The sequence below is a fragment of the Sphaerisporangium sp. NPDC005289 genome, assembly GCF_040607455.1.
Taxonomy (GTDB): Bacteria; Actinomycetota; Actinomycetes; order Streptosporangiales; family Streptosporangiaceae; genus Sphaerisporangium; species Sphaerisporangium rhizosphaerae.
The window spans coordinates 326,322-350,453 of sequence record NZ_JBEXGS010000007.1; the positions used below are offsets into that span (position 1 = coordinate 326,322).

Annotated in this window: 24 protein-coding genes and 1 pseudogene; 16 read left to right on the forward strand and 9 right to left on the reverse strand. The window is 67.7% G+C overall.

Annotated elements, in window-relative coordinates:
* Entirely contained in the window at positions 1–2,796 is a 2,796-nt protein-coding gene (locus ABZT47_RS15530) for a LuxR C-terminal-related transcriptional regulator (RefSeq protein WP_354841366.1), read from the reverse strand.
* 334 nt (positions 2,797–3,130) lie between these two features.
* Here ABZT47_RS15530 and ABZT47_RS15535 point away from each other — a divergent pair, with 334 nt between their 5' ends.
* Together ABZT47_RS15535 and ABZT47_RS15540 are read left to right on the forward strand one after the other, a co-directional pair.
* The gene (locus tag ABZT47_RS15535) at positions 3,131–3,487 is read left to right on the forward strand and encodes a VOC family protein (RefSeq protein WP_354841368.1); all 357 of its coding nucleotides are present in this window, start codon (positions 3,131–3,133) and stop codon (positions 3,485–3,487) included.
* A gap of 106 nt (positions 3,488–3,593) precedes the next feature.
* Positions 3,594–4,226: a glyoxalase gene (locus ABZT47_RS15540; RefSeq protein ID WP_354841371.1), complete on the forward strand. Its 633-nt coding sequence runs from the start codon at positions 3,594–3,596 to the stop codon at positions 4,224–4,226.
* Between the two features lie 60 nt (positions 4,227–4,286).
* On the opposite strand, the gene ABZT47_RS15545 is transcribed toward ABZT47_RS15540, so the two are convergent.
* The gene (locus ABZT47_RS15545; RefSeq protein WP_354841374.1) at positions 4,287–4,988 is read right to left on the reverse strand and encodes a 2-phosphosulfolactate phosphatase; all 702 of its coding nucleotides are present in this window, start codon (positions 4,986–4,988) and stop codon (positions 4,287–4,289) included.
* A gap of 242 nt (positions 4,989–5,230) precedes the next feature.
* On the opposite strand from ABZT47_RS15545, the gene ABZT47_RS15550 reads away from it, so the two are divergent.
* Positions 5,231–5,473 carry a hypothetical protein gene (locus ABZT47_RS15550; protein ID WP_354841376.1) on the forward strand — a complete coding sequence of 81 codons (243 nt, stop codon included), beginning with the start codon at positions 5,231–5,233 and terminating at the stop codon, positions 5,471–5,473.
* Between the two features lie 55 nt (positions 5,474–5,528).
* Here the strand turns inward: ABZT47_RS15550 and ABZT47_RS15555 are convergent, their stop codons facing one another.
* Positions 5,529–6,188 (reverse strand): dihydrofolate reductase family protein, encoded by a 660-nt coding sequence (locus tag ABZT47_RS15555; protein ID WP_354841379.1) that lies wholly within the window; start codon positions 6,186–6,188, stop codon positions 5,529–5,531.
* Positions 6,189–6,246: 58 nt separating this feature from the next.
* Positions 6,247–6,975, reverse strand: a complete 729-nt coding sequence (locus ABZT47_RS15560) for an AraC family transcriptional regulator (protein WP_354841382.1) — start codon at positions 6,973–6,975, stop codon at positions 6,247–6,249.
* Positions 6,976–7,294: 319 nt separating this feature from the next.
* Between ABZT47_RS15560 and ABZT47_RS15565 the strand changes: the two genes are divergently transcribed.
* Positions 7,295–7,465, forward strand: a complete 171-nt coding sequence (locus ABZT47_RS15565) for a zinc-binding dehydrogenase (protein WP_354841384.1) — start codon at positions 7,295–7,297, stop codon at positions 7,463–7,465.
* A gap of 431 nt (positions 7,466–7,896) precedes the next feature.
* Here ABZT47_RS15565 and ABZT47_RS15570 read toward each other — a convergent pair whose 3' ends face one another.
* A complete protein-coding gene (locus ABZT47_RS15570; protein WP_354841387.1) occupies positions 7,897–8,529 on the reverse strand; it encodes an MFS transporter in 633 nt (210 codons plus the stop codon).
* On the opposite strand from ABZT47_RS15570, the gene ABZT47_RS15575 reads away from it, so the two are divergent.
* The 5 genes from ABZT47_RS15575 (at position 8,465) to ABZT47_RS15595 (ending at position 12,234) form a co-directional block, all read left to right on the forward strand.
* Positions 8,465–8,737 carry an RtcB family protein gene (locus ABZT47_RS15575; protein ID WP_354841390.1) on the forward strand — a complete coding sequence of 91 codons (273 nt, stop codon included), beginning with the start codon at positions 8,465–8,467 and terminating at the stop codon, positions 8,735–8,737. The two genes, ABZT47_RS15570 and ABZT47_RS15575, sit on opposite strands and share 65 nt — an antisense overlap.
* Complete coding sequence (locus tag ABZT47_RS15580) at positions 8,734–8,919, forward strand: hypothetical protein (protein WP_354841392.1); 186 nt, start codon at positions 8,734–8,736, stop codon at positions 8,917–8,919. The genes ABZT47_RS15575 and ABZT47_RS15580 overlap by 4 nt, the downstream gene beginning before the upstream one ends.
* A 124-nt stretch (positions 8,920–9,043) precedes the next feature.
* Complete coding sequence (locus ABZT47_RS15585; protein ID WP_354841395.1) at positions 9,044–10,267, forward strand: CHAT domain-containing protein; 1,224 nt, start codon at positions 9,044–9,046, stop codon at positions 10,265–10,267.
* Positions 10,268–10,278: 11 nt separating this feature from the next.
* Positions 10,279–10,782, forward strand: a complete 504-nt coding sequence (locus ABZT47_RS15590) for a hypothetical protein (RefSeq protein ID WP_354841397.1) — start codon at positions 10,279–10,281, stop codon at positions 10,780–10,782.
* A 3-nt stretch (positions 10,783–10,785) separates the two neighbouring features.
* Complete coding sequence (locus tag ABZT47_RS15595; RefSeq protein WP_354841400.1) at positions 10,786–12,234, forward strand: hypothetical protein; 1,449 nt, start codon at positions 10,786–10,788, stop codon at positions 12,232–12,234.
* Here ABZT47_RS15595 and ABZT47_RS15600 read toward each other — a convergent pair.
* Positions 12,184–13,806, reverse strand: coding sequence for a hypothetical protein (locus ABZT47_RS15600; protein WP_354841403.1), 1,623 nt, complete (start codon positions 13,804–13,806; stop codon positions 12,184–12,186). The two genes, ABZT47_RS15595 and ABZT47_RS15600, sit on opposite strands and share 51 nt — an antisense overlap.
* Positions 13,807–13,888: 82 nt before the next feature.
* On the opposite strand from ABZT47_RS15600, the gene ABZT47_RS15605 reads away from it, so the two are divergent.
* Positions 13,889–15,769, forward strand: coding sequence for a hypothetical protein (locus ABZT47_RS15605; protein WP_354841405.1), 1,881 nt, complete (start codon positions 13,889–13,891; stop codon positions 15,767–15,769).
* A 74-nt stretch (positions 15,770–15,843) separates the two neighbouring features.
* Here the strand turns inward: ABZT47_RS15605 and ABZT47_RS15610 are convergent, their stop codons facing one another.
* A complete protein-coding gene (locus ABZT47_RS15610) occupies positions 15,844–16,098 on the reverse strand; it encodes an SMP-30/gluconolactonase/LRE family protein (RefSeq protein WP_354841502.1) in 255 nt (84 codons plus the stop codon).
* Positions 15,981–16,262, reverse strand: coding sequence for an SMP-30/gluconolactonase/LRE family protein (locus ABZT47_RS15615; RefSeq protein WP_354841505.1), 282 nt, complete (start codon positions 16,260–16,262; stop codon positions 15,981–15,983). The genes ABZT47_RS15610 and ABZT47_RS15615 overlap by 118 nt, the downstream gene beginning before the upstream one ends.
* A gap of 230 nt (positions 16,263–16,492) precedes the next feature.
* On the opposite strand from ABZT47_RS15615, the gene ABZT47_RS15620 reads away from it, so the two are divergent.
* The 6 genes and pseudogenes from ABZT47_RS15620 (at position 16,493) to ABZT47_RS15645 (ending at position 22,345) form a co-directional block, all read left to right on the forward strand.
* On the forward strand, positions 16,493–16,714 hold the full coding sequence (locus tag ABZT47_RS15620) for a hypothetical protein (RefSeq protein WP_354841408.1): 222 nt from the start codon (positions 16,493–16,495) through the stop codon (positions 16,712–16,714).
* 51 nt (positions 16,715–16,765) lie between these two features.
* On the forward strand, positions 16,766–16,927 hold the full coding sequence (locus ABZT47_RS15625; RefSeq protein WP_354841411.1) for a hypothetical protein: 162 nt from the start codon (positions 16,766–16,768) through the stop codon (positions 16,925–16,927).
* Positions 16,928–17,159: 232 nt separating this feature from the next.
* A pseudogene (locus tag ABZT47_RS15630) lies at positions 17,160–17,908 on the forward strand (IS5 family transposase).
* A gap of 358 nt (positions 17,909–18,266) precedes the next feature.
* Positions 18,267–19,304, forward strand: coding sequence for a DUF4062 domain-containing protein (locus tag ABZT47_RS15635; protein WP_354841414.1), 1,038 nt, complete (start codon positions 18,267–18,269; stop codon positions 19,302–19,304).
* Positions 19,305–20,039: 735 nt separating this feature from the next.
* A complete protein-coding gene (locus ABZT47_RS15640) occupies positions 20,040–20,372 on the forward strand; it encodes a DUF3883 domain-containing protein (RefSeq protein WP_354841417.1) in 333 nt (110 codons plus the stop codon).
* A 203-nt stretch (positions 20,373–20,575) separates the two neighbouring features.
* Positions 20,576–22,345, forward strand: coding sequence for a DEAD/DEAH box helicase (locus tag ABZT47_RS15645; protein ID WP_354841420.1), 1,770 nt, complete (start codon positions 20,576–20,578; stop codon positions 22,343–22,345).
* Between the two features lie 43 nt (positions 22,346–22,388).
* On the opposite strand, the gene ABZT47_RS15650 is transcribed toward ABZT47_RS15645, so the two are convergent.
* Complete coding sequence (locus ABZT47_RS15650; RefSeq protein WP_354841423.1) at positions 22,389–24,131, reverse strand: DUF1998 domain-containing protein; 1,743 nt, start codon at positions 24,129–24,131, stop codon at positions 22,389–22,391.
* Position 24,132 lies beyond the last annotated feature (1 nt).

Here is a 24,132-nt window from a genome sequence, read left to right on the forward strand (position 1 = left end):
TCACAGGACCAGGGGGAGAGGCCGAGGGCGGACAGGGGCGGTGGCGCCGCGGGGGGCGCCGGCGAGGAGGAGGGTTCGGGCGGACTGGTAGCGGCAGCCGGCGGTGTCGAAGGCGTCCACGGTGGCGAGCAACCGTTCCTGGTCATGGTCGAGCAGCGCCTGGGCCCGTTCCACCAGGGCTTCGGCGACCGGGTTGCCGGCCACGACGGTCCGGGCCTCGGCTACGCGGTCGCGGGCGTCGGGGCTGCCGGCGAGTACGGCGGCCTCGGTGCGCAGGGCGACGTACCAGTGGTGCCAGATCCAGGTGACCCACTTCCACACCTGTCTGGGCTCGGGGGCCGTCCGCTCCAGCGCCTCCGCCGCCTGCCCGCGGTGCAGCAGGAGTATCGCGTCGAAGACCGCCCCGTATCCGTAGGTGTGCTCGGGCGGGGTGTCGAGTGCGTCCAGGACGTCCAGCCATTCGCGCTGCGCGTCCCCGTCGTCGCGCAGGCCGTGGATCATCGCGACGGCGGCCACCGCCGGACGGAGGAGCGTCCGCGAGGGGCTGCCGGCCCGCCGCCACGCGTCGAGGAACCGGACGCTCCCGGTGAGCACCTCGTCGACGTCGCCCGCGAGCGCGTCGACCATCAGCAGCCGGCACGTGGCGCGGTGACCGACCTCCGCCAGCGACGAATGGTCGGCGAGTTGGCGTGCCCAGCGGCGGGCGGCCGGCACGTCGCCCGCGCCGAGGGCGGCCTCGGTGGCGATCGCCAGCGCGTCGATCAGCTCGTGGGTGCCGGCCGGAGAGATCGGCAGGGATGACAGGAGCGTGATGCGGCGCCGGGCCGTGGCCGCGGTGGCGAAGGTGTCGCCGGCCCAGCTCTGCGCGCCGGTGAGCGCGTCGAGTGCGGCCGACTCGGCGAGCGGGTCGCCGGTCCGGCGAGCGAGCTCGACCGCGTGCTCGGCGCGCGCGATCGTCTCGGGTACGGCGTTGCCGGGCGGGCCCTGGGCGGCGCCGAACGCGTCGGTGAGCACCGCGGCCTCGGCCAGCGCCACCGCGGCGCGCGCGGCCGGATCGTCGCCGGCCGACTCCCGCGCCTCGGTGAGCAGCGCGAGCGCCTCCGCGTGCGACGGAAGCCGGACGAACATGGTCGAGAACCGGAACGCGATGGTGGCGGCGCTCGCCAGGTCGGCGGCGGCGCCGGCGGTGTCGCCTGCCGCGCGGGCGGCGTCGGCGGCTGCGCGGCGCAATCGGTACATGTCATCGCCGATCGTCCGGCAGCCGGCCACCGCCGCAGCCTGCCGGAGCATCGAGGCGGCGGGGTCGGTCGCGAGCGCGGCCGCCTGCTCGTAGCGCCGCTGGGACTCGCCGGTCAGGTTACGGGTGAAGGTCAGCTCCGCCAGGTGCCGGGCGAGCTCATAGGCGTCCGCGCGTTGCTCCGGCCGGTCGGCCGCCCATGCCAGGGCCGCGCGGAGGTCGTCGGCCACCAGGTCGAACCGGGCCCGCCAGTCCTGCCCGGTCACCGCGAGGTCGGCGGCCCTGGCCAGGCACCAGCGAAGGTGCCGGGACCGGGCGTCGGCCAGTTCGCCGGCCTCGTCGAGCCGCTCGGTGCCGTACTGGCGGATGGTCTCCAGAGCTCGGTACTCGGTCCCGCCCGGAGACGCGGTCACCGCCAGCAGGCTCTGCTCGGCGAGCCGGGCCAGTCCGTCGGCGACGATGCCTTCCTGCCCGTCCGCCACCTCCGCGGCCGCGGCGGCGGTGAACGGCGCCACGAACACCGACACCCGGCGCAGCAGCGCTCGGTCGTCTGGCTCCAGCAGGGCGTGGCTCCAGTCCAGCGCCGCTCGTACCGATCGGTGCCGCTCGTCGGCGCGGGAGCCGCCGGTGAGCATCCGAAGCGGATGGGACAGGGCGGCGGTGATGCCGTCCAGTCCGAGGGTGGGACAGCGGGCGGCGGCCAGCTCGATCGCCAGCGCCATCCCGTCCAGCCGCTCGCAGATCGCGGCGATCTGGTCGCGCGGGGAGGGACCCAGCGGGCGGCCGGCCGCCGCCGCCCGCTCCATGAACAACGCGACCGCGTCCGACTCGCCGTCAAGCGAGAGCGGCGGGACCGGATACACCCGTTCGAACGGCACCATCAGCCGGGTCCGGCTGGTCGCCAGCACCGTCACGCGGGGGCACGCCGCCAGCAGCCCCTCGAGGAACAGCGCGACGCCGTCCACGACCTGCTCGCAGTTGTCCAGGAGCAGCAGCGCGTGCCGGTCGGCCAGCGCGGCGACCACGGACGCGGTCATGTCGCGGCCGGGTTGCTCGCCGAGGCCGAGCGCCCCGGCGACCGCGGTCGCGATCATGCCCGCGTCGGTGACCGGGACCAGGTCGACGAACCACACCCCGTCGGAGTACGCGCCGGCCGCCTCGGCGGCCACCGCCGACGCGAGCCTTGTCTTGCCCACTCCGCCGGGACCGACGGCGGTCACCTGGCGGCACGCCGTGACCAGCTCGATGAGCTCGGCGCGCTCGTGCACGCGTCCGATGAACGAGGTCAGCGGGGCGGGCAGCACCGACGCCGGACGCGACGGTCCAGTGCCTTCCAGCCCGGTGTCTTCCAGCCCGGCGCTCACCAGCCTGGCGCCCACCGGCTCGGGCGCGCGCCGGGCCAGCGCCCGCCGATCGGGCGCCTCCAGCTTGCGCAGCAGCGAGGAGACGTGACTCTCCACGGTACGCACCGAGATGCAGAGCCGGGCCGCGATCTCGGCGTTGGTCAGATGGGCCCCGACGAGCTCCAGCACCTCGGACTCCCGAGGCGAGATCTCCACTTCCGCCACCACTGTCCCAGTCTGCCGCATTCCCTCCGTGTCATATCCGTGGTGCCGATCCGTGTGCGGATCCGTGGTCACCACGGATGTGGGCCGGCGGGGCCGCGAGAGAGGCTGTGACCACACAACAACGCGACCTACACGAACAAACGGGACCCACCGGAACGGGGGATCCACCGGAACAAGGGGATCCATAGGAACCCGGGGACCTACCGGAACAACGGGGCCCAGAGGAACAACGGGACACCGGAACAACGGGACCAACCGAACAAGCGGCCCACACGAACAACGCCACCCACACAAACAACCTGACCCACGACCACAGGAGTTGACCATGACCGGCTCTCCCATCCCGGTGATCAAGACCGTGCTGCACCCCGTGTCCGACCTGGCCAGGGCCAAGGCGGTGTACGCCGCGCTGCTCGGCATCCCGCCGCAGGCCGACTCGCCCTACTACGTCGGCTTCGAGGCCGGGGGCCAGCACATCGGACTGGTGCCGGGCGGCGGCCCTCAGGGCATGACCTCGCCGGTGGCCTACTGGCACGTGCCGGACATCGAGGCGAAGCTGGCCGAGCTGACCGCCGCCGGGGCCACCGTGAAGGAGGCCGCGCACGACGTCGGCGGTGGCCGCCTGGTGGCCACCGTGACCGACCTCGACGGCAACGTCCTGGGGCTTCTTCAGGACCAGTGAGCACGCCCTTCCGCTTTTCCGTGGCCGGCCGCCCGCAGGACCGACTTTCCCGATTTCCTGTGGCCGCCGGCCGCACGACCGACCCATCTCGCGCAAAGGACCTGTCATGACCTCCTTCGAATCCGTCACCCTGGAAGTCTCCGACCCCACGGCCGCGGACGCCTTCTACCAGGCCGTCGGCCTGGGCCCCCACGTGGATGTACGCGCCTCCGATGCGCCGACGACGGGGTTCCGCGGGTTCGCGCTGTCCCTCGTGACCTCCCAGCCGGGTAACGTCGACGCCCTCATCGCCGCCGCCCTCGACGCCGGCGCCACGACGCTGAAGCCGGCCACGAAGAGCTTCTGGGGCTACGGCGGCGTCGTGTGCGCCCCGGACGGGACCATCTGCAAGATCGCGTCCTCGGCCAAGAAGGACACCGGCCCCGCCGCCCGGCAGATCGACCAGGTCGCGCTCCTGCTCGGCGTGGAGGACGTCAAGGCGAGCAAGCGGTTCTACGTCGAGCGCGGCCTGGCGGTGGCCAAGAGCTTCGGCGGCAAATACGTGGAGTTCGACACCCCGTCGTCGGCCGTCACACTGGCGCTCTACCCACTCCGTGCCCTCGCCAAGGACACCGGCGTCCCCCAGGAAGGCACAGGATCCCACGGCATCGTGCTCGCCGGCGCCGCCGACCCCTTCACCGACCCCGACGGGTATGCCTGGGAGACACGATCGAACGGCAGGTCCCAGATGGGTCGGTAGCTGCGCTGCTGCGTCGCCGGAGGGAGCGGAGGCGGCTTCACTGAAAGCAGACCTCAGCGATCAGACCAGCTCCTCGTCAGCCGGGGAAGGCGCCGCTCGTGGGCGAAGGACCATGAGCGAGCCTTCTACAGTCGCCACCATGGCGAAGGAGAACCGGTCGACCTCAAGGCAGAGCGCGACGTCGTCAGGATGAACTCCTTGACGCACCCCCTCCGCCAGTTCGGCGGCGGCGCGCGACTCGGCAGCGCGGCGGAGGAACTCGGCAGCATCCGTCGCAGCCTCCGTGGCCCTCCGCGCGATGTATTGAGCACACGCGAGATCTTCGTCGGCCTGCCCCTCCTCGCCGGTGACCACGAAGGTGACACTGTCACTCTTGTACGTCCGCAAGAGCCGAGCCGTCGCCTCCGCTACCACGAAGCCGGCGCACAGCACCAGCGACGCATCCTTGACCGCAAGGGCGCCGACCGTCCCCGCCGTGGTCTTGTGCACAACAGTCCGCCCGCCAAGGTCGATGGATCGCATCAGTCCCGGCGAGTTGACGGCTTCGAACCCGGGCGCGGGCGGACCGTCTTTGAGCGCCACCCAATCCGGGTGGCGTCCCTTGAGCGCCAGGGCCTCGTCCAGCGACTCAGCGAGAACGATCTTTTCCGCTCCCTGGGCGAAGGCCCAGGCGGCCACGGTGAAAGCGCGCATGACGTCGACGACGACCGCCACGGACGGGGCTTCGTCCAACTCGGCGATCCCCAGGAAACGAGTGTCCATCCCAGTCATGATCGCGCAGCTCCGACCCGAGGCGCCCGGAAAAGATACGCATCACATCGATGGTCTCAGAATGCATACCAGCGGTTGCTTGCATCGCGACAGGGCGCCCCAGACACCCGCTCGCTCAACCGCCACACGGTCGACTGGCACGCGATCCCTGCGAGCACAGGACACAGCGTCCGCCTCTATCCGCGGAAGATCAGTTGAGTGGCTCCTCCAGAGATCGTTGATTGATATCTCCTGTGACGTCATCCGTGGCTCACCCCGGCATCGGCTGCCGAAACGCCGAGTGTGCAGGTCACGCAGCGTCGAAGACGCCCCTGCGCATCTACGCCAAGAGCCTCGTGGGCCAGGATGAAGCAGCCGAACGCCCGATCTCGAAGCGCTCGACGCCTGAGGACCCCACTCCAGAAATGGCCGTCGGCGTCATCTCGCGCATATCAACTCTTCACGGAGCGAAGGAACTGGCGGTGGCGATGAGCTGAGGGCCCCTTCGTCCTGGCCCGCGATCCGCCTCCCGAATCCGCTCGGGCACGTATGTCAGTCGAGGACCATCGCCGAGCGCCCCTCGTCCACGGTGTACGTGCCCGCGGAGATCGCGCCGAGGTTCGCGGGGGTAAGGGTCAGCGAGACGATGCCGCCGGGCAGCACGCGCGAGCTCTCTTCGGCGGTTGTGAACGTCGCGGGCATTGATCCGTCCGGGAACAGGCGCTTTCCCGTCCCGACGACGACCGGGTACTGGAGCAGCCGGTAGACGTCGACGAGTCCTGCCTGGTGCAGCGTCTGCACGAGCTTCCAGCTTCCGTGAACCTGAAGCTCCTTGCCGGGAAGGTCCTTGAGGCGGCGTACCCTGTCGACCAGGTCACCGCGGAGCACCGTCGTCGGGCTCCAGTCGGCTTCCTCATCGGTCAGCGTCGAGCTCACGACATACTTGGGCAGCGTGTGCAATTTCGTGGCGATCAGGTCATCAGGATCGGTGACCCTCGACCAGTACCCGCCGATCAGTGTGAAGCTCGTGCGGCCGAAGAGGAACGCGTCGGCCTCACCGAACCAGCTGTTGACGACCTCGTTGGTGTGCGCGGAGGCGCGCGGGACGAGCCACCCGCCGCGGTCGAAGCCGTCCGAGCGGTCCTCGTCGGGGGCTCCGGGGCCTTGCATGACGCCGTCGAGACTGACGAATATGTTGACGCTGAGCAGCACGGTTCTCCTCCAGAGTTCGCATCGCGGACAGCCTGTGAGGCCGGCCGGCAGGCGAACGCTAGCTGCCCGGCGCAGGGTGGGTCTTGTACAGAAACGACATCGCGGCATGGCCGCCCGCCCGCAACTCCCGCGCGGTGCACCCGACGTAGCGGCGTAGCGCATGCGCGAGGTGGGCCTGGTCGAAGTATCCGAGCGTCTGGACGACCGTGTGCCAGTCTTGGCCGTCGCGCAGCATCGTGGCTCCGGCGTTCGCGCGGTCGATCTGCGCCACGGCGGTTCGCGACAGTCCAGTGATCGCGCGGTAGCGACGTTCGAGGGTGCGCCTGGTCGGGCCGGCCTCGGGGGGCTCGGCGACGTGTTCCTCGTCCCCGAGGCGCGATCGCAGCAGCAGGCCCGCGTCCTGCAGTCGCCGGACGAAGTGCTCGACGTTCTCGTACGTCGGCGCCTCCCAGTCCTCGCCGCCGATGACGATCCGGCCCGAGTCCGTCACCGGGACGGGCACGTACCCGTCGGTGATCGAGGCGGCAGGATGCGGCCGAAGGACCGTACCGAGCGCGAACCGGACCCCGAGAAACTTGGTGTCCGGCGGAACCGGTGCGGTCGTCGCCCTCGTCTCCGGCCCGCGCAGGCCGGCGAGCAGGCGTCCCTGCGTCCGCGAGAGGATCAGATGCCAGCAGGTGCGCGCCGCGGATGTCATCGTGTCCTCGGCGTCGCTGCGGGTACGCCACACGCGGTCGACGATGCTCGCGTCGATCTCGGTGTCGCGATGCTCGAAGCGCAAGGCCATGACCTCCTCCGTCTTCCCTGCTGAGGTTCCCCGATCGTGGAAACATTGACGATGAGGTCGAGATGCCCGAGAAGCGCAAGGAGTACGGCCGGACATTCCGTGGGGGAGCGGTACGAATCGTCGCGGAGAAGCCGGTCGCGCAGGTCGCCAGGAATCTGGACAAGGATACGCTGGAAATCGGATCGACCGGGGTCCGGGCCGCGCGCGGCCGTACTCGCGGGCAACTCCCGCACCGACCCGCCCTTCAGGTCCCCGTCTCCTCGACAAGGCACGATGTGCTGATCCCGCGCGCGACCAGTGCCGGTGAAGACTCCCAACTTTGGAGCGTTCGCGTGGCCCCAAAAAGAACCTGCAGACGCTGAGCACATACCTGAACGACAAACAGGTAATCCTGGTGATCGACCGCCACTACCCCTTCGAGGAAATCCCCAAGGCCATCACGTACCTGCAAAAGGGCCACGTCCCCGGAAAAGTCGTGATCACCTTCTAGCCCGGATCAGCTCGGGTGGTAGTCCTGCGGGGCTCCGGCCACCCGTCCGCCCGGACATGGTCCCACGCTGGCACGGCGGGGGACCGGACCAAGATCTTACGGAAGTCCTGGAGGGTCCCGGGCGGTGGGCGACAATTCGTCCAGAGCCGCCTGATGGCTGACGACCTTCAGCCGCACCCCGCCGCCCCCGGGCATCCCGGGTCATCTCCAGACGAGTGCTGGCCGCGGAGAAGTCTCAGGCCGGGAAGCCGAGTCGCCGGCCCGGGAGTCAGACCGTTCCCGCCAGGGTGACGACGACCTTGCTCGGGGGTGCCCTCCGGCGAGGTGGCGGATCGCGTCGGGTGCGCCGGCGAGGGGATAGGCGCGGTCGATGACCGGGATCACGGCGCCGGACTCGATGAGCCCCTCGCGCCGGGGGCAGCCTCAGGCGGTCATGCGCTCGACACCGGTCGTTCTACCTCTGCCCGAGATGCCGGCGCCGGCCGCGCTGACCACGGCGCCGTGCCCATTTCGCCGCCGCCCGACCGCATGATCCAGAGCTGCAGGGTCACCCCCGCGCCGCCGTAGCCCAGGCCCCACACCATGAGGACGATCAGGGGCAGGCCTATCAGGGGTAGCGCCGCAGTGGAGAGTGCCATGAGCAGGGCCAGCGTGAGCAGGACCGGCTTGGGATTCCTGGCCGCCCATGCGCCTGCCGCGAAGTTGCCGGCCACGCCCGCGGCACCGTACAGGAGGAGGGCGGTGCTGACGAGGGCGGGACTGGCGTGCGAGACCTGCTCCAGGAACGGCCGGACGTAGGTGTAGGCCGCGAAGTGGCCGGACACGATCAGGACGGTCAGGACTAGGACGAGCTTGAGCGGGCCGGAGAGCCACGCGAGTCGCCCTCCCGACGCACGGGGCCGGAACCCCGTGCGGCAACGGCTTGGACGCGCGTGGCCACGCACGCCGGGCCGCAGGCCGACCACTCCGTGGCGCACGGCGCACGGCGCGGGCCGCAAGATGTCGCGCGCGGACGCCCTGCGCCGGGGCCGGGCCAAGCACACGGTCGAGGAGCTGCGCCGCACCCCGATGGGATCGCTGGTGGTGTGCGGCGACCGCCAACTCCTCTTCGAGGAGGCGCCGACGGCCTACAAGCGCATCGAGCAGGTCATCGCCGACCTCGTCGAGCATGACCTGGCCACCCCCGTGGCCACCACCATCCCGTTGGTCACCTACAAGACGCCCGAACAGCGCGACCAGCGGGACCACCGCCGCAAGCGAGGCCGGGCGTGAGCGTCCACCTGCTCCTGTCGGCCGGGCGCGGCCCGCAGGAGTGTTCCTGGGCGCTGGCCCAGCTGCTGCACCGCCTGGAAGCCGACGCCACCCGGCAGCACGTGGAAACCCAGCGGATTCACCACGTTCCGGTGACCCGCCCGGCACCTACCGATCGGTCCTCGGTGGAACAGCGCTACTGACGCGGTTTCCGGCACCTGGGCGTCACCGGAGTTAGGGAAATGCCTTCATCGCGGGGCGGCAGCCGGAATGATGGGAACGCTCCGCAGATGAGGGGGTACGTTCCGTCAAGCCGGGAGAGCGCGCGTGACCGAGGGCCGGATGTTTCTGGCGGAGTACTTCCTGACCGAGACCCAGGCGGTCATCATGATCGCTAATCCGGAGGATCCGGAGCCCGAGCTGGTGGCGGTGCCGCACCCGCTGCGTGAGGTACAGGCGCACGTGGCCGAGTTGACCAGGACGCTGGAGTCGGCGCCCCGGCGGCCGGAGGCGCTGGGTCGGGTGACCGAGCTGCTGTCGGATCCGCTCCTCACCGATCTGGTCGAACCGGTCGCCAATCGGCTCGGGCGGGGGGACCGGGTGTGGCTGGTTCCGCATGACGCGCTGCACCGGGTTCCGCTGCACGCCGTCGGCTCCGGGCTGGCGGGACATTCCGTCGCCTACGCGCCGAGCGCCTCCGTTCTGCGGTACTGCCGGGACAACCGGGGTGGCCGCCGGCAGCGCGCCCTCGTCGTCGCCGACCCGCCGGGCGGGCCCGAGCTGATGTTGGGGCCCGCGAAGGCCGACCTGGTCTCCGGCTTGTTCAAGACCGAGACCCTTACCGGCGAGGGCGCGGTCAGCGGCGAATTGGTGCGTAGGGTCGGCTCGGCCGACATTCTGCATGTGTCCGCGCACGGGGTGTTCGATGCGGCGGCTCCGATGCGCTCGGGCGTCATGCTCGCCGATGGCCTGTTCACCGCCGAGCGGTTTCTCAAGCTCAAACTGTCCGGGACCCTGGTCGTGCTGGCCGCGTGCCGGACCGGTGTCGCCGCGGCCCGGCCTGGCGACGAACTGCTCGGCCTGGTCCGCTCGGTGCTGCACGCGGGCGCGCCCGCTGTGCTGGTCAGCCTGTGGACCGTTGACGAGCTGGCGACCACGATGCTTTTCCGGCATTTCTACGAGCGGCTGGTCGCAGGGGAGCACGCCATCGACGCGCTTCGTGCCGCGCAGGAACGGCTGCGCGTGACCACCGCGGGTGACGTGCTGGCCTATCTGGAATCGGTCGCGCCGCTGCTGCCGGCCCGGGCCGCGGCCCGGCTCCGGATCGCCGAGGCCCGGATTCGGCTGATGGCCGCCGACTTCTCCAGGGCGGTCGCGGCCTGCGACGCGGCTCTCGAAACGGTCAGTGAGCCCGCCGCACGGAAAAGCGCTCAGACGATCAGGCAGCGGGCGTTGCTGGACAGGGACGCGGAAGCACCGAATCTGGGCCGCGCCGTTTACGCGCATCCGTACTTTTGGGCGGCTTTCGTGCTCATCGGTGACTGGTACTAGGAAGGAGCGCCATGCGGACGGCGGCTGAGCTCATGGCCACTGACTATCCGACCACGGTGCGGGAGGCGCCCGATCGCGTCGACGGCACGCTCGTCGTGCTCGATGACAGAGGACGGCCCCGGTGGGTGGTGGGCCCCGCCGGACGTGGGCTCGCGGTGGAGATCAGCCCGGACGCGCCGGTCAGCGGGCTCGCAGCGCTGCCCGGCGTGCTCGGCCTGATCAACAACGGTCTGCCGGCGGTGCTCGTCGTCGAGGACGACCGCCTGATCGGGCTGCTGGACGCCGCGCTGATCAGGACGGAACTTCGCCGGGCCCTGGAGGAGGACGGGGATGCGATCGGCACCGTCCTGGACGGCGACTGGGAGCTGTACGGCGCGTCCGAGGCGCGGATCGGGCTGGTCAGGGTCAGGTGCCAGGTCTGTGGAACCGTGGCGGAAGTGGACGAGTACCCGATAGCCGACATCGCGTGCCCCGGCGGCCAGGGTCATCGGCTCGTTGACTTCGGGACGGAATGACGGGTGGGCGGGCTGTTCGACGGCGCCGTCGCCTTTCTCGACCGGCGGCAACTCACCTCGGTCTGGCTGCCGCTGACGGCGTTCCTCGCGGCACTGATCACGGTGGCCGCCTCCGGGATGGGCTGGGGGAGGACGCTGACCTGGTGGAACGGCCTCGCCGGGGAGACCCGGATTCTCCTCGTGCTCGGATCGGTGCTGGTCACCGTGCTCGCCGGGCAACTGCTCGCGGTCGCCCGCCCGGCCCTGATCCGCTGGTATGAGGGCTACTGGCCGAATCTGCGCCCGCTCCGTCCGCTGCGCATGGCGCTGCTGGCCCGGCATCTCGCCGCGCAGAGCGTGCGGCGCGCGGCCGACACCGACCTTTTCCTCGGATATCCGCGTACGGCGCAGCGAACCCTGCCGACCCGGCTCGGCAATGTGCTGCGCGCCGCCGAGGAACACGGCGACCGGTACGGGATGGACGCGATGACCGTCTGGCCTCGGCTCTACACCGTCCTGCCGGACCCGTTCCTCGCCTCGTTCGCGCAGGCCGCCACGGCCATGGAGACGGCGGTGATGATCAGCTTCCTGGGCGGGGCGTTCGCCGTCGTGGGCGGAACACTCGCCGTGCTGATCCTGCCGGGCACCGGGGCCGGATGCTGCGTCTGGGGCGGGGCTCTCGTCGCGGCCCTCGGCTACCGCGAGGCCGTCCGGGCCGCCCGGCCGTACGCGCAGCTGATCCGCTCGGCCTTCGACGTGCACCGGTTTCTGCTGCTTGAGGCGATGCGGCTGCGCCTGCCGGAAAGCCCCGCCCAGGAACGCGCCCAATGGGAACAACTCGGCAAGCTCTGGTATCGAGGCACCCCCGACTACGACCGGATCCCGGCGCTCCGCTACCCGGCGTCCCGTGAGACTTCTCCCGAACCGAGCCGGCTGGTGACCTCGGGTGCCCTGGTACCCGTCAAGGCCGTTCCCGTTGCACCTGCCCCGGTGCGTACGGGGCGGGGGTTTCCGGTCCGGTCGTTGCTGGCGGGCGCGGTCGTGCTCGCGGGAGCGGGCGCGGCCGTCACGGCGCCGGCGCTGGGACCAGATGGGGAGGTCCGCGCGACGCGTGACCTTCCAGCCTTCCACGTTCTGGTGCCGTCCGACCTGACAGGCGAGGGGACGGACCGGCTCAGCGGCCACTACACGGTGAAACCGGTGGCGAAGGGCACGTCGCCGTCCGACCTCGGCCCGCCGCTCGGTTCGGCACTGACCGGCAGGGTCGCGTTGAGCGTGCCGGTCAATGCCGCAAGAGTACAGCGCGGCCAGGTGGTGAGTCTCCGTACGGCGCAGGGGACGTTCGGCGGCCTGCTCGCGCTGGACGTCCTGGACAAGGGTGCGCTCGTCGTCGCCGTGCCCGCCGCCGATCTCGACGCGTTGTCACGCGGCCTGGACGCGGGTCCGGTTCGCCTGGTCCTGCCGGTCGGCTGACAGCGCGCGCAGGCCGTCGCGGACCCTTTCGTCCAGCAGATCCCAGCCGGGCTCCGGTGCGTCGGACGGGATGCGGGCCCGCTCCCGCCGGGCGTCCTCGGCACGTCCCAGCCGGTCCAGCACGTCGGCCGTGCCGGCCCGGCAGGCCGCCGCCTCGGCGGGCAGTCCGAGCGACCGGTACCGGACGGCGGCCGCGCGCCACTCGCGCAGCGCGTCGTTCCATTCCAGATCGAAGGTCAGCACCAGGGCCTTCGTGAGCACCAGTTCGGCCTCGATCATCGACCGGGCCTGGGTCAGCGGTTCCCGCAGGTCCTCCGGTACGCGCGGGGTGACCTCCTCGTCCACCAGCCAGAGCGCCTGCGTGGCCAGCGTGACCCAGCGCAGGCCGTCCAACGGCTTCTTGAGCTCGGGATCCCTGTTCACCATCGTGCTCTGACCCGCGACGAACCCACCGCGCGAGGCGTGTACGGCCATGCCGAAGTACCGCCGGACCAGCCCGAAGTCCGCGGTGCCCGGCTCGCGCAGGAACCCGTCGTACAGCCACGGACCCAGCACGTTCATCCGGTGCTCCGGCTTCTGCTGGATCATGAAAGCCGCGAAACGGTCGGTCAGCCGTCCGGCCACCGGGCGGTCGCAGAGGGCCGCCACACACGTCTCGGCCACCAGCAGCGGCGCCAGCGCGGCCACCGCGCCGGGCGTGGGGTGGAACACCGCGACCGCCCAGAACGGGAACAGCCAGTACGCGGTCATCACCCGCAGCCGTCCCGGCCAGACGAACCTGATCGCGAACACGACCGCGCAGATCAGCGCGCCGCCGAGCCAGCCGGTGAGCACCCCGGCTTCGGACCAACGCGCCGCGAACCAGCCGCCCACCGGTCCTGCCGCCACCAGCATCGCCACCGCGTTGCCGGCCGCCATGCCGAACCGGTGGACACGGATGCTCACCCGGTGCTCATGCTGTACCGCCCGGTCGAGCAGGTTCAGCTGAACGGAGCACGCCACCGCGCACGCCGACACCGCCCAGTCCACCCGGGTTTGCGCGGCCGACGCCGCCATCGGCGCCACGGTCGTGACCATCATGGCGCCGGACCAGAACCGGTCGATCGGCAGTGGTGGCCGGATGAACGGGCCGAACCGGGAAATCTGGGCGAGCCTCTTCTCCGGGGACCGCCACCGCTCCGGCAGGAAATGCGCGAGGCGTATCGCGTACCCTGCCAGGATGGGCAGGGCGGCCCAGGCCAGCGGCTCGTACCCCGGCTTGAGGAGCACAGCCGCGACGGCCGCGCCGCACGCCGCCTCCGGCCAGCCGGCCAGTCCCAGGGCCAGCCCGAACGCGGCCCGGGCGGGGCCGGGCAGGTCGGGTACCACGAGCACGGCCCCGGCGAAGGCGTGCAGCAAGGACAGAAGGGCCAGCCGGCCGTCAAAGCTGCCGGGGACCTCGGCGATCTCCTCGAACATCGCCCGCCAGTCACCGTGTCTACGCAGGCGGATGCGCCGCTCCACGCGGTAGCAGGCGAATCCGAGCGCGGCGATTCCGAGGCCAAACTGGCCCGGCGATAACAGCACCCTCATAGTGTGGCTGCGTAGGCGCATGGCCACAGTCCGTTGACGAAATTTCTCCCATCTCGCCCGGCATTCCTCAATGATGTCCCGCATGGGTCTGTTACGCCTGCCGCTCGTGCTCTACCCGTGGTTCGCCTGGCTTGTCGTACTGCTGGCGTTCCGGGCGGTCGACGGCGGCTCGCCCGTCCCCACCGTGCTCCTGATCGGCCCGGCGTTGCTGATCGGATTGATGATCCGGCTCGACATCTGGTCGGCGCGCGTGCTCAGTCCGCGGGAACGGGCCCGCAAGCTGCTGAGCGACGGCACGGGCATCGTCTACGGCCTGGTCTTCGTGGGCTACGCCTACGCGGCCGGTCTCCTGCCGTTCATCGTCGACTTCTGGCACCGGCATTCGATGCTCGGCAGGTACGAGATCGTCCTGGCGCTGTTCCTGTCCGGGCACGGTTACCTGCCCGCCGTCGCCGCCGTCACCCGAATCCTGGGGCCCATCTATGTCGTCTTCGAATGGTTCGTCGTGCGCAAAGGGTGGACGGCGTTTCTCGTAGGGGTCTTCTCAGGGGACCGCGGGATCGCGGAGTTCGCCGCTTGGCTGGTGCTCTTCGAATCCCTTGCCCAGCTCCACCATCTGTTCCTCAGCAAGCACCAGCCACTCTGGCGCTACCGCAGGATCGAGGCGCACCACTATCTCGGCGGCACGCCCGCCTACCGGCGCAAGGTGGCCGAGCTGTGGATCGAGCAGGACGTGCGCGGGCAGACGTATCCCAGCCTCGGCCTCGTGCACACGCTCTGCGACGAGGCCATGGTCGCGGCCCAGGACCGGGATCCGCACCCCGAGATGGCACGATTCCTGAGAGCCGAGAAACGGCCGGGACAGGCGGCCAACGCCTGGTTGACCGCGGCGTCGGAACTGCTGGCGCAGGCAAGGCGCGCACTACCAGCCCCCGAACCCACCCAGCGGCGTGAGCTGGACCTCGCCGAGGCCCACCTCATCAGGTACCGCGCCCACCTCGAAGCGAGCCTCGGCAAACGGGAACGGGCGCTGGCGAGCCAGCGCAAGGTCCGCGAGCTGTGGACCAAGCACGAACTGCACAACATCAGCGCCAACAACCTGTGCGTGGAGCTCATCGGCGCTCGCGCCGAGGAAACCCAGCCGGTGGTGCCGGAACACGCCCTGGCCGAACTGCACCGGCATCTCGACCAGCCCGGGCTGGTGCCGTACGTGCGCTTCTCACTGCTCCTGCTGGCCGCCGAGTACGCCACCCTGACCGGTGACCTCGAAGGCGCCGCGTCGATGCGGACCCGCCGACACCAGTACGTCATCGGCCGGACGGACTTTCGCGTCCTCAACCGTGAGCAGCGCGCCGCCGGAATGCCCACCTTTCCCGCCCGCCAGTACCGGTTGACCCTCGCCGGCCTGGAGGCGCTGGACGCCCGTACCCGAGGGCACATCCTTTCGGTGGACGAGAGCACCCGCCCGCCGAGGATCATCCTGGCCAACCTGCCCGGCGGCCGGGCCGGCACCCAGGCTGAGGCAGGGATGCGGCTGTGGCTGCTCGGCCGGACCGCCGAGGGCGCCGCCATGTTGAGCGAGGCCGCCGACCTGCTGGAACGTGGCGGCTTCAAGGCGCAGGCGTTCACCGTGCTCTTCGAACTCGGCACCGCCCAGCGCGTCACCGACCCCGCCGCCGCCTACGCGACCCTCACCCGGGCCCTGCACCTCCAGCAGCGCCTGCGCGCGGGCCTCGCCGACGCCGACCTCCGCCTCGCCACCGGCAGGGCCGCCGAACATCTCGCCCGCACGCTGGCCGACCTGCTGCTCCGCACCCTTCCCGCCCCAGCCCCACCGGCCCTCACCATGTTCGACCTGGCCGAACTCTCCCGCTCCCGGGTCCTCCTCGACCAACTCGGCACTCGCCCGACCCGGCCCATCACCTACCCGGCGCTCCGGGCCCTCCTGGCCGAGTCCGGCTAGCAGGGTTTGCCAGTCAGCGGGGGGTTCCGGTCTTTTGCGCCGCTCGCAGGGCCCGCCCTGCGAGCGGCGCAAGATCAGTACGGCCAGCCGGGGACGTTCAGCCGGACGCGGTACAGGCCGAAGTTGCCGCTGTTCCCGCCTCGGGAGGGCGTGCCCGAGGTGATGTACAGCGTCCGGCCGTCGGGGCCGCCGAAGGCGACGTTGGTGGTGTTCAGCCCGGCGGAGATGGTGCCGAGCTGGGCGCCGGACGGTGCGTACACGTGCACCTTGCCGTCGTTGAAGGACGCTTGGTAGAGGTTGCCGGCACAGTCGAGAGGTTGCCGGCACAGTCGATGGTCGCGCCGCCCGAACCGTTCAGGGACGCGAAGTCGGCGCGGGCGCCGACGCTGCCGTCCGGGTTGACGGGCCACTTGTAGATCCGGCCCGTGCCGTTGCCGCCGACGTAGAGCGTCTCGCCGTCGGGGGAGAGCACGATGCCGTTCGGCTCCCGGATGGGTCGTCGATCAGCGAGACGACGCCGTTCTTGACCCGGAACGCGCCGGTGCGGCCGGACATCTGGTCGGCCCGGTTGGCGCGCTGGAAGTCGGGGCCGGTGAAGTAGACGGTGCCGTCGGCTCCGACGGTGAGGTCATTCGGTGAGTAGCAGGCGCGGCCTTGGTAGGACGAGGCGACCACGCCGCGGGTCCGGTCGGACAGGCGGAAGAAGGAGACGCTGCGCTGGTCGTGCGTCGCGGCCAGCAGGGTGCCGCCGTCCCGGCTGAGGGCCAGGCCGTTGCTGCCCGCGTCGGGATGAACGTCTGGAAGGTGTCCGGCTCGGTGTACCGCAGGACGTCCGCGGGCCGGACGCCTTCCGGCCCGGTGCCGCCGCGCATGAGCGGCGGCACCCGGACCATGCTCGAAGTCGGCTGGACCGACGCCCCGCCGGCCGTACCTGTCCTGCCGTAGCGGCGCAGGCCGGTTTCAAGAAGCGGGCGCACGATCTATCCTCGAAGGGTCGTGATCATCCCGTGGCTCTTCATTTTTGTGTGCCTGAGCTGGGCAAACGCCGCACTTTTCGTCCCGCATCTATCCTGGGCGCACCCGCCCGGGGCTGCATTCGGTGGCATCTGGCTGCAGGTGGCGATGTCGATCAAGCAAAAAGACCAGGTCAGCGGGTAGATGACCTGGTTTGGAGGGCGCCCTGCAGGCTTCGAACCTGCGACCGTCGGATTAGAAGTGGAACGCCGACCATCAGGCCCATTGTCCTTCCAACCTGCACTGGAACCTTTCGGCAACCGCTCGGCCAGCGGCTTCATCCCGTGCATATCCCGCAACGGCGCTCAGCTAGGAACGGCCACGGAGAGCTCTCCTAAGACCATGACTCACTTGGAGATCGGTCGTTAGATCGATCGTGGATGCGTTCCCTCGACGGCTTGTACCTGATGAGTTGTGGGAGTTGTTCCAGCTGGTGGTTCCGCCGGCGCCGAGGTGGCCGCAGGGTGGTGGACGGCGGCGGGTTGACGAACGGGTGATTCTGGCGGCGATTGTGTACGTGGCTACCACCGGGTGTGCCTGGCGGCAGTTGCCGCCGGGTGTTCAGCGCCTCCTGGGTGTGGGCCAAGCTGTACCGGGTCCTGCTGGACGAGCTCGGCGCGCGGGGTGAACTGGACTGGTCGCGGTGCGCGAGACTCGGTGAGCATGCGGGCTGCCACGGGGGAGCTGACGGGCCCGAATCCTGTCGACCACGGCAAGAAGGGTCGAAAATCCACCTCATCACCGAACGGACCGGTCTGCCCATCTCTGTTGTGATCAGCGCCGCGAACGTTCGCGACAGCAAGGTCTTGGAGCCGCTGGTGCGCGGCATTCCGCCGATTCGTTCCCGCCGCGGGCCGCGACGCCGCCGGCTGGGCAAGCTCCACGGCGACAAGGGCTACAACTACTCGCACCTGCGCTCCTTCCTGCGCGGCTGAGGCATCGTCCCGCGCATCGCCTGCCGCGGGATCGAGTCCAGTCAGCGGCTGGGACGTCATCGGTGGGTCGTCCAGCGCACGGTATCGTGGCTGGCAGGTTGCCGTCGCCGCCACCGGTGCTACGAGCGCCGGGCCGACCACTTCGCATCCTTTGTGGCCATCGCAGCAGCCTTTGATTTGCAACCGCTGACTTTCCAAATGAGTCACCGTCTAAGCCTCATCAGCAGCGTGGACGCCCTCGTCGCCACTGGGGTGGTCGGGGGTAAGCGCTAAAGACCCAAGTTCGTCTCCGACCAAGGGTTCGCGCCATCCATGCTGGTTGTCGCGTAAGTTCGTCACCCAGACGGCATGCAGGTGGTAGAAACTTCAGAACACAGCTCCGTAGCGAGGCCAGGGCCTCATATGAGATCTTAAAGCCTTGGGAAGTTGTGACAACCCTGATACTCAACGAGGCTCGAGTTGCACAGCTAATGCCTCCGAGACGGTGGCCAGAAGTGCCACATGCGGCGATGCGAAGAAAGTCAACACAAATATAGATGGAGTGCTACATGGAACGTCGCCCCCAGGTTTTCATCAGCTCAACCTATCGTGATCTCGTAGAGGAAAGACGGGAAATTATGCAAGCTCTCTTGGAGTTGGACTGTATGCCAGCAGGAATGGAGCTATTTCCCGCCACAAACGTCGACGCATGGACGCTGATTAAGCGAGTGATCGATGACTGTGATTACTACTTACTGGTACTGGGCAATCGCTACGGATCATTGTCGGATGAGGGTATTAGTTACACCGAAAAGGAATATGACTATGCTCTCGCGACTGGCAAGCCTATCGTATCTTTCTTGCATGAAAACCCGACCTCTTTGCCAGTGTCGCGGTCAGAGGTCGATATGGCCCTGGCCGATAAGCTTGAACATCTCAAAGCCAAGGTTCAGAAAAAACTTGTGAAGTTCTGGCGCACCCCAGAGCAACTGGGATCCGTCGTCTCTCGGAGCCTGGTCCGCCTAATGAAGGACTATCCCGCCGAGGGGTGGGTCCGAGGAAGACATGCTGCTACACAGGCCATGCTGCAGGAACTCAGCAATCTTCGCGTGCAGGTCGCTGAGATGGAGCTCGAAAAGGCCAAAATACTCTCATCGATCAAGACGTCAACATATCGATTCGCAAGCGGGAGTGAGAGGGCCAATATATCTTGCTCGGCGGTATTTAGCGATGACATTTTTGGGGCGGCTACGTACGGCGCTACATGGGAACCTACTTGGGATCAGTTGTTCGGTATTCTGTCGAATGCTATCTACGAGGAAAGTTCCAGCCAAGATTTCCTCCAGGAGCTACTTGAGGAAGTTATCCCCGATGGCGAGCTGAAGCCTATTGACACAGCGTTTCCGCGCCCTATTCCCGACAGGCTCTCCGTGTCTTCCGAGTCTATGCGCCTTATTTTGATTCAATTCAGTGCACTTGAATACATGAAGAGATTCACGCACCCTGAAACTGGTAACTGGTGCTGGAAATTGACACCCGAAGGCGAGAGGCGCTATCTGGCGACGCATGCTGTAGCTAGCGATAAAGACGCTTCGGTTGAGGACTGATCACGCTGATGTGCTGTGAAGTCGACGAACGACCGCGACCTTGCCTAACCTGCTGGGCTTGATCAGGGCAGAATGGATGGCAGGGCAGTATGGCTTCCTTTCGGCCACCCAGGCCCCTCCAGGCTGGAACCACGATGATCTCCCGGTCGGACCGGTCCCACCGAGGCGTATAGAACTGATGCGCAGCGAGTTGGGGTGATTGGTGACGGCGCGGCCTACGGCAGTGAGTGACCCTCTCATGCGGCGAGCGCGGTGTACGGCGGGCGGCCCGCGTTCCCGCCGCCGGCCAAGACCGGCGCCCACGCCGCACGCCCGGTTGGGCGGAGCGGGTGGCGGCGCGGAGCGCCGTCATCTTGATAACCCATAAGCACACAACTCGGCAACATAACCAGTAACACGCGCATTAGGAGAGCGGAAGCTGTCTTGCCCGCTCAGGCAGCGTAAGCTGGGGAAATAGCCTGCGTGGTGTACGGGTGCGCAAGATCATCCCGTGTATTTCCCAGTTCCGATCGCGAGAGCAATCACACTATCCATTGCCGGCCTCAGGGTGCGGGACGGGCATAGCCATGCGGAATGAGGCACACCACGGCGCGATCACCCAGCCATCGCCTGTGCACCGAAGTGAAGTTCCGCATAGGGGCGACTCGGACCCCCAAGACACCCTCAGTACATTCAGGACGCCCGGCTTCGCCGGGCGATTGAGAGACATGCGGTCAAGCAGGCTATCGCGCCTACGTGAGCCTGGGGTACTACGTCGATGACGTGGGTGCCCGGAGGTCTTACGACCTTCATGCCGTTCGGGAGGCCACAGTGCTTCACATCGAAGTCAAGGGATCAACGGGCGTCGCCAACTTTGTGGAGCTGACCGCCAATGAGATTGACCACGCTCGCGCGTATCCGACCAACCTGGTCGTAGTGGATCAGATCACGCGCATCGACGATGGCGGTGAAGTGCCCGATCCGGAAGGGGGACGGCTCCGCATCTGGGAGGGATGGCAGCCTGCGAGCGATGATCTCCATCCTACTCGATTCAACTATCGAATCGCGGGGGATGGATCGACTGGCTGATGAGAAGACTTGTAAATGATCGTCACCATTCGCTCTCTGCTGCCGAATTGTTATGATCTATTTGGGGGTCGGTGTCACGCTTTGAACCGTTCATTGCAGACAAATGGCTTTCAACCTGCTATAACAAGTTCCCAACCTCTGTTGGGGGTTAGTTGAGGGCGTCCTCGACGGTAGAGACGTGGAACGTTGCAGAAGGGGTGGCAGTGGAGGTCTTCGGACAGCTGGGCGACGGGGACAGGGGTCGAATGGTGGAGATCCTCAGTCAGCGTCTGAGTACTTCCGATCTCCGTAATGTGGTCGAGTCGCTCGACCGGAACGGCAAGGGCAGGAGTCGGAAAACGGTCGAAACGCTGGTTGTCGCCGCGGAGCGGGTGACGACCGCAGGTCGACCGCGGACCAAGCTTGCCGATGGAGAGCTGGCGGAGTTCATCGTTGACCGTCGTGGACTGTCCCTCCTGGAGTCACAGGAGGTCAGGAAAGTCCTGTACCTGAGGGCGACGCCTGATCAGCGTGACCGTCTGGCAGATTACGAGGGAAGCGCTCCTGTGCGGGGGAGCGTGACGAAGCAGGCCGATACGGTGGCCAAACGGAAGTGGCATTCGGGCAAGAGTTGGCCCCGGCACTTCGTCCGGGAACTGGACATTCCAGCAGTGTTCGCCGGTCTTTCGGGCACCCCCAAGGAACCCGAAACCCTACAGGTGCAGCCTTTTGTTCCGCTGGCGGACCTTACTGACTTCCAATCCGAGTTGAAGGACCAGGCCGTAGAGGTCCTCGGTGGGCAGGCCGGGAACAACCGCGGTGTTCTCACGATGCCCACGGGCGCAGGCAAGACGCGTACGGCAGTGGAGAGCCTGGTCGCCTGGCGTATCGCACGGGCGGACCGACCGGTTCTGCTGTGGATCGCACAGAGTGAGGAGCTCTGTGAGCAGGCAGTACAGGCGTTCAGAGAGGTTTGGATCGACCTTGGTCACCGTTCCGACCCGGTGCGGGAGAATCTGGAGATTGCCAGATTCTGGGGGAGTTCTGCTCCCGTTCCGGACAAGTCTGATGTTGTCGTAGCGAGTATCCAGAAACTTCAGGCTGCTGTTCGCGAAGCGGACTCGGAGAAGCGCGCTGCTCTCAAAGTGCTCGGCGAGCAGCTCGGCGCGGTCGTTGTGGACGAGGCACACAGGATCGATGCACCGAGCTACAGGGACGTTCTGCGTTTTCTCGGAATCGACCTGTCCGCATCGGCTCAATCGAACACCCCTCTGCTGGGTCTGACCGCGACCCCCTTCAGGAGCGACGACGGGGAGACGCGGCGTATGGCAGGGATGTTCCATGAGCGACTCCTCAGGGCGGAGTCGCTGGGAGCCAACCCGATCAAAGAACTACGGGCACGTGGAGTGCTTTCCATGGTGGAGCACGAGGTACTGGAGCATGCGGCGCCTCGCTTCGACATGGGACATGATCGGCGCTTTCTTGAGCACTTCGAGCAGTTTCATGACTTCCACTCAGGTTTCCTCCAGGAGATTGGAGAGTCGGAGGCGCGTAACAGAGCGCTGTTCGCCAGATTGATGCAGATTCCGGATGAATGCCCAACATTATTTTTCGGGTGCACCGTCGAGCACGCCGAAGCGATGTCGATCCTCCTGCGCCGGAAGGGACGTTCGGCCGAAGTGGTCACCGGTGAAACCAGGGCCACCACCCGGCGTGCCATGATCGAGGATTTCCGTGCGGGCAGGATTTCCGTGCTCTGCAACTTCGGTGTGCTCACCACGGGCTTCGATGCCCCCAAGGTCGGTGCTCTCGTGATCGGCCGACCCACCACGAGTCGGGTGTTGTACGCCCAGATGATCGGTCGCGGTATGCGGGGTCCTCGATTCAAGGGAACCGAGAGGTGCCTCGTGATTGACGTCCGGGACAACATTCGCCACCATGGCGACGAACTCGCCTACAACAAGTACGTGGACTTTTACAAGTCGGACAACTGAGGTCGGTGTGGCCGGCGGCCACACCGACCTCCTTCCGGTACCGCTACGGCAGGTTTTCCACTAGGAGAAGTCGGTCGAGTCCGTGGTTACGGTGCTCGCACGAAGTCTCCGAAGCGAAGAGGCAGGAGTAGCAGGCGGCACCGTCCGCCCCGGACAGGGGAGCCTCTTCGCAGAGGGGATCGTTGGAACAGGTGTCTACGTCCTGGAGCGCCCGCTCCAAGACGCGCTCGAAGCGGTTAACAAGAGAGATCAGGCCGCCCATCGTTCCGTCCCCGCCGGGTTGGACGGTGTAGAGCAGAAGCCCGCTGCCGACGACGATGTTGTTCTCCGTTTGTACGTAGACGCGTTCGCGTATCGCAGCTGAGGAGTAGCCGGAGTCGACGGAGAGAGCCCAGAGCAGGCGGTGGGAAAGGCTGTGCCACCACACGTGTACCGGGTGCTGGACGAGGTCGTCGGGTTCTCCTCGCATGTGGCGGTCCTGCCAGGGGGAGGCTCTGTGGCCGGTGAGGGTGAGAGGTGTGTCAGCCAGATCGATGAAGATCCCCTCGCCGAACTGCTCAACTCCTGGGTACCAGGTGATCCCGCGATCCTTGAAGGCGGTGGAGATGATCTGCCCGGTCTCGGGGGCCAGTCTCCGGTAGCCGGTTTGGACCATCACCATGCGGAGTCTGCTGACTGGAGCGACACGGAAAGTCAGTCGACCTTGGGGTCCTGTCACCGACCGCACGTCGGCGCGCCTAATTTCGAAGAGTGGGGGGGATCCGGCCCTCTGGGATTCGGTCCCGAGTGGCGCCCCGCTGGTGACACCTTCGCGAAGCCGTCCCAGTTCGGCATCTCGTACGGCGTTGGGTCCGGTGGGCTGAGCGCCGAGAAGCTGGTCCAGAGCCAGTTTGGTCTCCGACCAGGGGGTTCGGGCGAGGTAGTCCACGTCGTCCGGGGCAACTCCCGCCTTCTTCGCCTGTGCGAGAAGGCTGGAGTGGTTGAGGAGATCTGCATCGACGAGGACGTCGACACGTGACAGGAGACCTCTGTTTCCGAGCAGGTCATGGAGCCGGGCAGGCATGTCAAGGATGGTCAGCGCAGTGACGATCTCTGAGATCCGAAGGTTGGCGGCGCCACGCTGCACGATCGTTGCAGGCTGGCTGCAGGCACTCTGCTCAGGGCGGTTACCGAGTTCCGCCTGTCGTTCGCTGCACTTCCACTGACGTCCGTAGGCAGTCCCGAAGCTGACCGGGATCCTGCATGTCGGGCACTCGATTCGCACGAGCCGGAGCGCTCGGCCACCCCCGTACCAGCGGTAGTGGCGGGTTCCACAGGGCTTTGTGTTCGGGTGGGCGAGATTGCGCCACGGAACCTCGTCGAGGTGGCCGGCCTCGCAGGCCGTCACGAAACGAATTGCCTCTCGACCACCCTTCTGGCGAAGCTGCCAGTCCTGCGCCCGAGGGCATTCGGGGCAACCGCTGCTGACTTCGTACAAAACCTGGTATGCCGGGTGCTGGCCGCAGAGTGCCCAGTAGGGAAACTGGAACGTGGGATAGATCGGGTTGTCGGTGGGTTCGCCGATCTCCGCGTTCGTGGGGATTCTCGATATCCGATGGCCGTCGAGACTGCCCTTGGAGAGCCGGTCGTCAATGATCTCGAAGTCGTGAGGCTGCCGTTGTATCGAGGTGAAGAGCGCGTCCATGGACTTGAGTACGACCGGTCCCGACGGCGTCTCGACGATACTGCCGGGGCCGAAGGTAGTGATGAACTGGGACGGGCGGATCACCTGGTAGGACTTGGACATC

Bases quoted from the DNA above. Each gene is read 5' to 3' on its own strand.
- ABZT47_RS15535 (WP_354841368.1), top strand. From the start codon at position 3,131: ATGACCGGCTCTCCCATCCCGGTGATCAAGACCGTGCTGCACCCCGTG.
- ABZT47_RS15540 (WP_354841371.1), top strand. From the start codon at position 3,594: ATGACCTCCTTCGAATCCGTCACCCTGGAAGTCTCCGACCCCACGGCC.
- ABZT47_RS15545 (WP_354841374.1), bottom strand. From the start codon at position 4,988: ATGGACACTCGTTTCCTGGGGATCGCCGAGTTGGACGAAGCCCCGTCC.
- ABZT47_RS15560 (WP_354841382.1), bottom strand. From the start codon at position 6,975: ATGGCCTTGCGCTTCGAGCATCGCGACACCGAGATCGACGCGAGCATC.
- ABZT47_RS15575 (WP_354841390.1), top strand. From the start codon at position 8,465: ATGTCGCGCGCGGACGCCCTGCGCCGGGGCCGGGCCAAGCACACGGTC.
- ABZT47_RS15590 (WP_354841397.1), top strand. From the start codon at position 10,279: ATGCGGACGGCGGCTGAGCTCATGGCCACTGACTATCCGACCACGGTG.
- ABZT47_RS15600 (WP_354841403.1), bottom strand. From the start codon at position 13,806: ATGAGGGTGCTGTTATCGCCGGGCCAGTTTGGCCTCGGAATCGCCGCG.
- ABZT47_RS15605 (WP_354841405.1), top strand. From the start codon at position 13,889: ATGGGTCTGTTACGCCTGCCGCTCGTGCTCTACCCGTGGTTCGCCTGG.
- ABZT47_RS15635 (WP_354841414.1), top strand. From the start codon at position 18,267: ATGGAACGTCGCCCCCAGGTTTTCATCAGCTCAACCTATCGTGATCTC.
- ABZT47_RS15650 (WP_354841423.1), bottom strand. From the start codon at position 24,131: ATGTCCAAGTCCTACCAGGTGATCCGCCCGTCCCAGTTCATCACTACC.